This is a genomic window from Aerosakkonema funiforme FACHB-1375 (genome assembly GCF_014696265.1).
In the GTDB taxonomy this organism is placed as follows: Bacteria; Cyanobacteriota; Cyanobacteriia; order Cyanobacteriales; family Aerosakkonemataceae; genus Aerosakkonema; species Aerosakkonema funiforme_A.
In genome coordinates, this window is the sequence record NZ_JACJPW010000191.1 from 1 (window position 1) to 9,925 (window position 9,925).

The 9,925-nt window shown below is 47.6% G+C and carries 10 protein-coding genes; 9 read left to right on the top strand and 1 reads right to left on the bottom strand.

Annotated elements, in window-relative coordinates; genetic code table 11:
- Positions 1 to 230 precede the first annotated feature (230 nt).
- The 4 genes from H6G03_RS35980 to rpsL all read left to right on the top strand — a co-directional run bounded on the left by H6G03_RS35980 (position 231) and on the right by rpsL (position 4,096).
- Positions 231 to 2,249: a phosphodiester glycosidase family protein gene (locus H6G03_RS35980; protein WP_190475530.1), complete on the top strand. Its 2,019-nt coding sequence runs from the start codon at positions 231 to 233 to the stop codon at positions 2,247 to 2,249.
- A 423-nt stretch (positions 2,250 to 2,672) separates the two neighbouring features.
- Positions 2,673 to 3,098, top strand: coding sequence for a cupin domain-containing protein (locus tag H6G03_RS35985; protein WP_190475532.1), 426 nt, complete (start codon positions 2,673 to 2,675; stop codon positions 3,096 to 3,098).
- Positions 3,099 to 3,216: 118 nt separating this feature from the next.
- Positions 3,217 to 3,597, top strand: a complete 381-nt coding sequence (locus tag H6G03_RS35990; protein WP_190475534.1) for a HesB/IscA family protein — start codon at positions 3,217 to 3,219, stop codon at positions 3,595 to 3,597.
- A 112-nt stretch (positions 3,598 to 3,709) separates the two neighbouring features.
- Positions 3,710 to 4,096: a 30S ribosomal protein S12 gene (gene rpsL / locus H6G03_RS35995; protein WP_190475536.1), complete on the top strand. Its 387-nt coding sequence runs from the start codon at positions 3,710 to 3,712 to the stop codon at positions 4,094 to 4,096.
- Between the two features lie 21 nt (positions 4,097 to 4,117).
- Here the strand turns inward: rpsL and H6G03_RS36000 are convergent, their stop codons facing one another.
- Positions 4,118 to 4,474 carry a hypothetical protein gene (locus tag H6G03_RS36000; protein ID WP_190475538.1) on the bottom strand — a complete coding sequence of 119 codons (357 nt, stop codon included), beginning with the start codon at positions 4,472 to 4,474 and terminating at the stop codon, positions 4,118 to 4,120.
- On the opposite strand from H6G03_RS36000, the gene rpsG reads away from it, so the two are divergent.
- The 5 genes from rpsG to H6G03_RS36025 all read left to right on the top strand — a co-directional run bounded on the left by rpsG (position 4,455) and on the right by H6G03_RS36025 (position 9,659).
- A complete protein-coding gene (gene rpsG / locus H6G03_RS36005) occupies positions 4,455 to 4,925 on the top strand; it encodes a 30S ribosomal protein S7 (protein WP_190475546.1) in 471 nt (156 codons plus the stop codon). The genes H6G03_RS36000 and rpsG overlap by 20 nt on opposite strands.
- Before the next feature lie 90 nt (positions 4,926 to 5,015).
- Entirely contained in the window at positions 5,016 to 7,094 is a 2,079-nt protein-coding gene (gene fusA / locus H6G03_RS36010) for an elongation factor G (RefSeq protein ID WP_190475548.1), read from the top strand.
- A 106-nt stretch (positions 7,095 to 7,200) separates the two neighbouring features.
- Positions 7,201 to 8,430: an elongation factor Tu gene (tuf, locus tag H6G03_RS36015; RefSeq protein WP_190475550.1), complete on the top strand. Its 1,230-nt coding sequence runs from the start codon at positions 7,201 to 7,203 to the stop codon at positions 8,428 to 8,430.
- Between the two features lie 133 nt (positions 8,431 to 8,563).
- Positions 8,564 to 8,881, top strand: coding sequence for a 30S ribosomal protein S10 (gene rpsJ, locus H6G03_RS36020; RefSeq protein WP_190475552.1), 318 nt, complete (start codon positions 8,564 to 8,566; stop codon positions 8,879 to 8,881).
- Positions 8,882 to 9,017: 136 nt separating this feature from the next.
- Complete coding sequence (locus H6G03_RS36025; RefSeq protein WP_190475554.1) at positions 9,018 to 9,659, top strand: LON peptidase substrate-binding domain-containing protein; 642 nt, start codon at positions 9,018 to 9,020, stop codon at positions 9,657 to 9,659.
- Positions 9,660 to 9,925: the final 266 nt, after the last annotated feature.

Consider the following 9,925-nt stretch of genomic DNA (forward strand, 5'->3'; position numbering starts at 1 on the left):
GCCGCCCAACAAAGTAAGGTTGGCTAAACCTGAACTAAACGCCTGTGGACAAGTTGCGTGCCGACACCCTTGGTAGAAACAGGAAGTAGACAGCGTTGTCCAATTATATCAGGCAATGTATAAGTTCTACGTAGCAGGTTAGTTCTTAGCGGTCAGCCCGAATACAACGGAGAATAGGGACACAAAAGTTTATTCCCATTCCCGATTCCCCATTCCCTATTCTCATTGGCATGGTTTGGTATCTCAAAAAACGAATTTCTCGTTTCCTTTCTCGATCGCCTTTGCGCTTCTATGGCAAAAAGCTGTGGCGCAAGCGCCGCCAACTCGCGATCGTAGCCATAATAGGCATATTGCTCTGGGTAGCAACTTCTTTCTTGAAAAAGGAGGAACAGCTGGTTTCGGCAAAACCGATGACAGTACTCGCCCAAGAGTTGCCGATTCCCCTTCCCAAAAAATCTTCGGGACAATATAAGTTGCTGGGACAGGGCGATCGCATCTCCCTCAACGGACAAACTTGGCCCGCTACTTGGAGTAAGTGGCAAATAGGAACAAATCGCAAGCCTCACATTGCGGTAACCGATGCCGGGTTAAAGCAAACAATGGGAGTAGAGTTGTTAAGTTCCTGGGATTTGACCAAGCAGGCAGTGCAGTGGTTTACCGATCCCTCCGCAGAACGGCTGACTTTTCCTACTTTACTCACAAACCAATACCGATATTTGGATATTACCGATTTTGCCGATCGCCTGGGTTGGCAAATGCTCTTTGATGGTACAACCCTGCGAATCAAGTCACCTACCGCTACAGTAACGAACATTCAGCAAGAACAGCCCAGTAAAAACGGCGAAGTTGCAGTACCGCATCGCATCATCTTGGATCTCGATCTTCCCACGCCCTGGCAAGTCAGCCAACAAGGTGCTGTTTTGAGTCTGCATATCGATGCAGCTGCTGCACCGGGACTGATGGAGCGTTATTATCCCAAACCTCCAGAAGCAACAACCGACGAGCAAGGATTCCCTTTACCATACGCTACAACAGAGCCCATCCCGCCGCCAAACCCCGGCCTGCCATTAAGAATCGAAACAAGCCAGAACAAAACCACCATCCGAGTTGATATCCCTCCAGGTCTGCATCCGCGCATCTGGAGTGTACCCGCTCCTTATCGCTTAGTCATAGACCTAGCTACTGATGAAGTCATCGTAGAACGAGACATTATTTGGGCGACCGGATTGCGCTACAGACAGCAGATGTTTAACTTGGGGTCGTCTCAGTTCCCAGTCATGTGGCTGGAGATCAATCCCCGCCAATCCATCATGTTAAGACCGATTTGGAGCAATCCCAATACTTTAGTGGGAATTACTCCCTTAGTTGAACAAGCCAAGCAATGGCAGGTGGCAGCTGCGATTAATGGTGGCTTTTTTAATCGCAACACCCAATTACCGTTGGGAGCAATTCGTCGTGATGGTTTATGGCTATCCAGTCCAATTCTAAACAGAGGTGCGATCGCCTGGAACGATAGCGGCGAAGTGAAAATCGGACATCTCAGCCTTCAGCAAGTATTAATTACTTCTACGGGTGAGCGTTTGCCCGTTCTCTCGGTTAATAGTGGCTACTTGCAATCCGGAATTGCCGTACATACCCCAGAGTGGGGGTCTACTTACGCTCCTTTAACCGAAAATGAGACAATTATCACCGTCGAGAACGATCGCGTCATCAGTGTAGAACCATTCAGCCGCATTCCCTTGCTGGGTAATGCCCTCAGCAAAACTTCTTTCCCCATTCCATCTGAAGGCTACCTGCTAGTCGTCCGAGATCGTAGCAGCGCCGATGTCCTTCCCGTTGGCACCATTGTCCGGCTGGAAAGTTATCCCGTTCCCCTGGAATTTGACCGCTACCCGCAGGTTATGGGTGCAGGGCCACTTTTACTGCAAAATCGTCAAATCGTGCTGGATGCCAAAGCCGAACAATTCCGGGACAACTTTATCCATCAAGCCGCACATCGTTCCTGTATCGGCACAACTGCTTCTGGTACTATCTTGATCGTAGCTGTGGGCAACCGGATCGGCGGCCCCGGCCCGACCTTGAATGAAATTGCCGAACTAATGCGGCTGATGGGAGCAGTAGACGCTCTCAACCTAGATGGCGGTAGCTCTACCAGTCTTTACCTTGGGGGCCAACTGCTCAATCGCTCGCCTCACACCGCCGCTCGCATCCATAATGGTTTGGGTGTGTTTATCCAGACCGATAGATAACTGAGGCATTGGGCGATTTTGGATTTAAGGAAAAAAGTGAGAATTGAAGCTCCCAGTAGCGAGCGAAAAAACTTATTTAATTGTAAGGTAGGTTAGGCACGGGCCATAAATTCATGGTTTTGAACCAATTTTGAACCAATAATCAAATTCCCGTGCCTTCACCCACCATCGCACTCAGATGTGAAAAAAATGAACATTTTTCACGATAAACCCCAAAGATTCGTTAACTATTTAAAATTTGTTTAAAGCTGAAAATTCCTAGATGAAGAATTGATATAAGTTTCCAGTTTCAAGTACTTGGGCAGTGACAGCGAACGGGTGGAGTTTGCTATGTTTGGCAAAGGTCTACCATTACTGGGGATCGTCTGCCTTTGGCAACTCCATATTTGACACAAGTAATTCATCATCCTCAAGGAAGAAGTTATGGCTCAGCATCAAGAAATTTCCCAACTATCCCCTTTACACACATCGTTTCCTGCAACATCAAATCCAGTTGCTGCCACAGAACTGCGTCCTTGGGGTTCTTTCACCACTCTAGAAGAAGGACGCGGTTACAAGATCAAACGCATTGAAGTCAAGCCAGGTCACCGCCTCAGCCTCCAGATGCACCACCACCGCAGCGAACACTGGATAGTAGTTTCAGGGACAGCCAGAGTTACTTGTGGCTCGGAAGAAAAGTTACTCAACAGTAATGAGTCAACCTATGTTCCCCAGTGTATGTCTCATCGTCTGGAAAATCCTGGTGTGATTCCCCTAATTTTGATTGAGGTGCAAAATGGAGAATATCTGGGAGAAGACGACATTGTACGCTTTCAAGATGACTATGCCCGCGTCAAGGCGGATAAGTAAAGATAATTTGACTTCGATCGTTCATTGTTCGTAGTTCTTAGCTTATGATTGAGGGATCTCGATCGCGCTTCAAGCTTGTCCCCATCAACAACGAACAATTTTAACTTGATAGCAAAGAATGATAAATATCAGCAAAGCCGCAGCAAGTGAAGTAAAGCGCCTTAAAGGCAAGCTAAAAAAGCCAAATGCCCTATTCAGGCTGAAAATTAATGCAGGGGGCTGTGCTGGGCTGTTGTATGCAATGGAATTCGACGATGCGATCGCACCCGACGATATCATTTACGATTGCAACGGTTTGCAGGTAATCATACCAGCTGACAGCTGCCAGTATGTTGATGGCCTCACCTTAGATTACTCTGAAGACCTCATGGGTGGTGGCTTTCGTTTTCATAACCCCAAAGCCACTCAAACCTGTGGCTGCGGTAACTCCTTCTCTATTAAGCCCACTTCTGGAGCGCCTTTAAATATAGCTGCTCCAGAACAAACATTCGATATCTGAAGTACGAACATCACCTACAGTTCTTGCGTCGCTTGACAAAAATTTAATAAAAGCGATACAATCTGCATTTGTGGTTAATTTTAAGCAGCCAAAAACTGTAGACTCAGAGGTCATGCCCACCATCCAACAATTAATTCGCGACGAACGCCAGAAAGCGCGTAAGAAAACAAAGTCCCCAGCATTGAAGAGCTGTCCGCAACGGCGTGGGGTCTGTACAAGAGTTTATACAACAACTCCTAAAAAACCTAACTCAGCTTTACGGAAAGTTGCCAGGGTGCGCCTCACATCTGGCTTTGAAGTAACGTCTTATATACCGGGTATCGGTCATAATTTGCAAGAACACTCAGTTGTAATGATTCGGGGTGGTCGGGTAAAAGACTTGCCAGGTGTGAGATATCACATCATTCGCGGTACTTTGGATACTGCTGGTGTAAAAGACCGCAAGCAAGGGCGTTCTAAGTACGGCACAAAACGTCCCAAGGCAGCAGCAGGTAAGTAAAGAAGGTAGAGAAGATCGTTTTCACGCCTGCCCTGCTAAGTTTTTTATCCTAAGCGGTTGCAAAAGAGATATCTGTCCGATCGGACAAAATGGCGTACTCATTTCCATAAAGCTGAACGTCATAGGACAAAATGAGTACAAAAAATTAGCTCGCAAAAGTGTTGTATTATTGAACACCCAAGATAAAGAGCACAGCTTCAGTAACTTACCAGCTTGCCATAAAGTCGGAAAAGACTGGGTAAAATTTGTAACAGCAGGTAAAGTGGGGCGGGCAGAAAAATCTGACTGCCGTAGAGAAAAAGTGGAAATCGATCGCGTCCAAAGCATAAAGTTTAAAGTTTGATGAAGAAGGCTTAATATGTCTCGTCGTGCGCTCATTCAAAAACGTCCCGTACCGCCAGACGCCATGTATAACAGTCGCCTGGTCAGCATGATGATTCGGCGGGTAATGAGAAGTGGAAAAGAGTCGGTGGCATCGGGAATCGTGTATGATGCCCTTAAAATAATTCAGGAACGGACAGGAGGAGATCCGCTAGAAACATTTGAGCGGGCTGTCCGGAATGCCACACCTTTGGTAGAGGTAAAAGCTCGCCGCGTCGGTGGCGCTACCTACCAAGTGCCAATGGAAGTGCGTGCAGATCGCGGTGCAACTTTGGCGTTGCGCTGGTTAATTCAATTTTCCAGGTCGAGAGCCGGTCGGACAATGGCCAGCAAACTGGCAAACGAGTTAATGGATGCTGCCAACGAAACCGGCAGCGCTATTCGCAAGCGGGAAGAAACACACCGGATGGCAGAAGCAAATAAAGCTTTTGCCCATTATCGGTATTGATTTCCTCACTCGCTGAGGCAACAGAAAAGTATAGAATCTTAACAGAGAGTTACAAAATTATAATCTACGGCAACAACCAAGGAGGTAGCCGTGGCACGTACCGCCCCGCTTGAAAGAGTACGCAACATCGGGATTGCAGCCCACATTGATGCGGGCAAAACAACAACAACAGAACGAATTCTGTTTTATTCCGGTCTGGTTCACAAAATTGGCGAAGTCCACGAAGGAACCACAGTAACTGACTGGATGGAGCAAGAGCGGGAGCGAGGAATTACCATTACTGCTGCCGCTATTAGCACCAGTTGGAAAGACCACAAAATCAACATTATCGATACACCAGGTCACGTAGACTTCACAATTGAAGTCGAACGTTCCATGCGGGTTTTGGATGGAGTAATTGCTGTATTCTGCTCGGTAGGTGGAGTGCAGCCTCAATCTGAGACTGTGTGGCGGCAGGCAGATCGGTATAACGTGCCTCGGATCGTCTTCGTCAACAAGATGGATCGGACTGGGGCAAACTTCTACAAAGTGTACGACCAGATCCGCGATCGCGTCAGAGCAAATGCGATACCGATTCAGCTTCCCATAGGAGCGGAAAGCGACTTCCAGGGAATTGTAGACTTGGTACGCATGAAAGCCTTGATATATAAAGACGATCGAGGAGAAGAAATCGAGGAAACAGAAATTCCAGAGGAATTAAAAGCTAAAGCAGAAGAGTTTCGGGTCAAAGTGGTGGAAGCAGCCGCCGAAACAGATGATGCCTTAACTGAGAAATACCTCGAAGGCGAAGAATTAACTGAAGCAGAAATTCGGAACGGGATACGCAAAGGCACGATCGCAGGTGCGATCGTACCGATGTTGTGCGGTTCCGCTTTCAAAAACAAAGGTGTTCAACCGCTGTTAGATGCAGTGATCGATTACCTACCTGCGCCAATTGACATTCCACCCATCAAAGGTCAGTTGCCAGACGGTAGCGAAGTATTGCGGCGTTCTTCAGACGACGAACCGCTATCAGCCTTAGCGTTCAAGATCATGGCAGACCCCTACGGTCGCCTCACTTTCATTCGCGTCTACTCCGGCGTCCTCAAGAAAGGCAGCTACGTTCTCAACTCGGTGAAGGGTAAAAAAGAACGGGTGTCTCGCCTGATTATTTTGAAAGCTGACGATCGGATAGAAGTAGACGAACTGCGAGCGGGCGATTTAGGTGCTGTTCTGGGTCTTAAAGATACTATTACTGGAGATACTCTTTGCGAAGAAAGCTCTCCAGTCATCTTAGAATCCCTATTCATCCCCGAACCGGTCATCTCTGTTGCCGTAGAGCCAAAAACCAAGCAGGATAGCGAAAAGCTCTCCAAAGCATTACAAGCTTTGTCAGAAGAAGATCCGACTTTCCGCGTCCGCATCGACCAGGAAACCAACCAGACTGTGATTGCCGGTATGGGTGAATTGCACCTGGAAATTTTGGTCGATCGAATGCTGCGTGAGTTCAAGGTAGAAGCAAACGTCGGTGCGCCGCAAGTAGCCTACCGCGAAACCGTTCGCAAACCAGTCAGCAGAGTAGAAGGGAAATTTATCCGCCAAAGTGGTGGGAAAGGTCAGTACGGTCACGTAGTCATCGACCTACAGCCAGGAGATCCGGGCAGCGGATTTGAATTTGTCTCCAAAATCGTCGGCGGTGTTGTACCCAAAGAGTACATTAACCCTATTGAACAAGGCATAAAAGAAACCTGTGAATCAGGGGTTCTGGCTGGCTATCCGCTGATTGATGTCAAAGCAACTTTAGTGGACGGGTCTTACCACGACGTAGACTCGTCGGAAATGGCCTTCAAGATCGCAGGTTCGATGGCACTGAAAGCAGCAGTTCAGAAAGCTTCACCGGTGCTGTTGGAGCCTATGATGAAAGTTGAGGTTGAAGTTCCCGAAAACTTCTTGGGAGATGTAATGGGAGACCTCAACTCCCGTCGCGGTCAAATCGAAGGGATGGGCTCCGAACAGGCAATTGCCAAGGTAACTGCAAAGGTGCCACTGGCAGAAATGTTTGGCTACGCCACTGATATCCGGTCTAAAACACAAGGCCGGGGCATCTTCTCGATGGAGTTTAGCCACTACGAAGAAGTGCCTCGCAACGTGGCTGAAGCTATCATCGCCAAGAGCAAAGGGAACGCATAACGATTTTAGATTTGAGATTTTAGATTTTTAGATTGAATTAAATCTAAGAACTAAAATCTTTAATCTCGAATCGATACTCGATAAAAGGAAAAGGAACATCTGATTCATGGCACGCGCAAAGTTTGAACGGAATAAACCCCACGTCAACATCGGTACGATCGGTCACGTAGACCACGGCAAAACGACTTTAACAGCGGCAATTACAATGACCCTAGCAGCGCTGGGTCGTGCAAAAGCCAGGAAATACGATGAGATTGATGCCGCGCCGGAAGAAAAAGCGCGGGGCATCACCATCAATACCGCTCACGTTGAGTACGAAACCGAAAATCGGCACTATGCCCACGTAGACTGTCCGGGACACGCTGACTACGTTAAAAATATGATCACCGGTGCGGCTCAAATGGATGGAGCTATCCTGGTGGTGTCAGCCGCTGATGGCCCGATGCCGCAGACGCGGGAGCATATTCTACTAGCTAAGCAGGTAGGCGTACCCAACATCGTCGTCTTCTTAAATAAGAAAGATATGGTTGACGATGAGGAACTGTTGGAACTGGTAGAACTGGAAGTCCGCGAACTTCTAAGCTCATACGACTTCCCTGGTGACGATATTCCCATCGTGGCAGGTTCCGCACTGCTAGCCTTGGAGACGATGACCAAGAACCCTGCAACGAAGAAGGGTGACAATGAGTGGGTTGATAAAATCTACGCACTCATGGATGCGGTAGACTCCTACGTTCCCACACCAGAACGGGAAATTGACAAGCCTTTCTTGATGGCAGTAGAAGACGTGTTCTCGATCAGCGGTCGCGGTACTGTGGCGACAGGCCGGATCGAACGCGGTAAGGTTAAGGTGGGCGAAACAGTCGAACTGGTTGGGATCAAAAACACTCGCAGCACAACCGTTACGGGTGTGGAAATGTTCCAAAAAACCCTTGACGAAGGGATGGCTGGTGATAACGTAGGGCTGCTGCTGCGCGGTCTGAAGAAGGAAGATGTGGAACGGGGTATGGTGCTGGCAAAGCCCGGTTCGATTACTCCTCACACTCAGTTTGAGTCGGAAGTGTATGTGCTGACGGAAAAAGAAGGCGGTCGCAAAACACCGTTCTTCGCAGGCTACCGTCCTCAGTTCTACGTGCGGACAACCGATGTAACCGGTACCATCAAAGCTTTCACCGCTGATGATGGTAGCTCCGCTGAAATGGTGATGCCGGGAGACCGGGTGAAAATGACGGTGGAACTGATCAACGCGATCGCGATCGAACAAGGTATGCGCTTCGCTATTCGCGAAGGCGGTCGCACCATCGGTGCAGGTGTCGTTTCTAAAATCCTCAAGTAGAAGCGTATTGACATAAATCTGGAGCAGAGAGCAATTGCTTTTCTGCTCCTTTGCTATCCCTCTAATAAATGAACAGCCTTGTAATTACAGGCTTACCAACTACCGAGTAAATTCAGAACCTAGACAATTAAACATGGCCACACTTCAGCAGCAAAAAATTCGTATTCGTCTTAAAGCTTTCGATCGCCGCCTCCTCGATACCTCTTGCGAGAAGATTGTCGATACAGCAAATCGTACTCAAGCTACTGCGATCGGTCCGATTCCCTTACCAACGCGGCGGAAAATCTATTGTCTGTTGCGTTCGCCTCACGTAGATAAAGATTCGCGGGAACATTTTGAAACTCGCACTCACCGCCGAATTATCGATATTTATCAACCTTCCTCCAAGACTATTGATGCCTTGATGAAACTTGATTTGCCCGCAGGTGTAGATATTGAAGTAAAACTTTAATCGGCGATCGATTAATTTTTTTTACCAGTATGCCTTTTAGGATAAGTCCTAAAAGGCTTATTTATTAGATGTTTATTGGTGTTTTATAGGGCAGATCCGCTAAAGTAGTTAAAGAAGCGCCGTTACCGACTGTACTATGCCTCCCTCTTCCTCAATTGCTGTGCGAGAGCTTCCACTTTTCCCATTGCCGGAAGTAGTTTTGTTTCCAGGTAGACCTCTGCCGCTGCATATCTTTGAGTTTCGCTACCGAATCATGATGAATACGATTCTAGATAGCGATCGCCGTTTTGGGGTGCTGCTGATGCAACCGGACGGCAAACCAGCCTCTGTGGGATGCTGCGCCGAAATTATTCGGTTCCAGCGTTTACCAGACGATCGCATGAAAATATTAACCGTAGGGCAGCAGCGGTTCCGCGTTCTGGAATTCGTCAGAGAAAAACCCTACCGAGTTGGTTTGGTCGAATGGATCGAAGATAACCCACCGGAAAAAGAATTAAATTCTTTGGGCGCAGAGGTCGAACAACTCTTACGGGATGTAGTGCGTCTTTCCGCTAAGTTGACAGAACAGAATATTGAATTACCCGATGATATCCCCAGTTTGCCCAGAGAATTATCTTATTGGGTCGCTAGCAACCTTTACGGTGTGCCAGCCGAACAGCAATCGCTGCTAGAAATGCAAGATACTGCGGCGCGACTGGAACGCGAAGCTGAAATTTTGACTTCGACTCGCAATCACCTTGCAGCTCGTACTGTGCTTAAAGATACCTTGAAAAACTGAAGAGTAGAAAAATTACTGAAAAACCGGGTTTCTCTAATGTTTTAGAAACCCGGTTTCTAATTAGTTATACCCTGTAATATATAGCGAGTTTTGAAAATGAAAAAATGAATGTAAAAGATAGTGAAATCATTGAGAAAATTGCCCAACTTCTCGAAAATTTGCCTAGCGATTACCGGAAAATCGGGGTTTGTAAGGGGGAAATAGAAAGCCTCTTCCTTGTAGGTAGGGGATGAAAATTTCCCCCTTACAACAACAACCCTCGCGAC

Excerpts from the sequence above, each read along its gene's own strand:
- H6G03_RS35980 (WP_190475530.1), top strand. The coding sequence starts at position 231 with ATGGTTTGGTATCTCAAAAAACGAATTTCTCGTTTCCTTTCTCGATCG.
- H6G03_RS35990 (WP_190475534.1), top strand. The coding sequence starts at position 3,217 with ATGATAAATATCAGCAAAGCCGCAGCAAGTGAAGTAAAGCGCCTTAAA.
- rpsJ (WP_190475552.1), top strand. The coding sequence starts at position 8,564 with ATGGCCACACTTCAGCAGCAAAAAATTCGTATTCGTCTTAAAGCTTTC.
- H6G03_RS36025 (WP_190475554.1), top strand. The coding sequence starts at position 9,018 with ATGCCTCCCTCTTCCTCAATTGCTGTGCGAGAGCTTCCACTTTTCCCA.
- H6G03_RS35985 (WP_190475532.1), top strand. The coding sequence starts at position 2,673 with ATGGCTCAGCATCAAGAAATTTCCCAACTATCCCCTTTACACACATCG.
- tuf (WP_190475550.1), top strand. The coding sequence starts at position 7,201 with ATGGCACGCGCAAAGTTTGAACGGAATAAACCCCACGTCAACATCGGT.
- rpsG (WP_190475546.1), top strand. The coding sequence starts at position 4,455 with ATGTCTCGTCGTGCGCTCATTCAAAAACGTCCCGTACCGCCAGACGCC.
- rpsL (WP_190475536.1), top strand. The coding sequence starts at position 3,710 with ATGCCCACCATCCAACAATTAATTCGCGACGAACGCCAGAAAGCGCGT.
- H6G03_RS36000 (WP_190475538.1), bottom strand. The coding sequence starts at position 4,474 with ATGAGCGCACGACGAGACATATTAAGCCTTCTTCATCAAACTTTAAAC.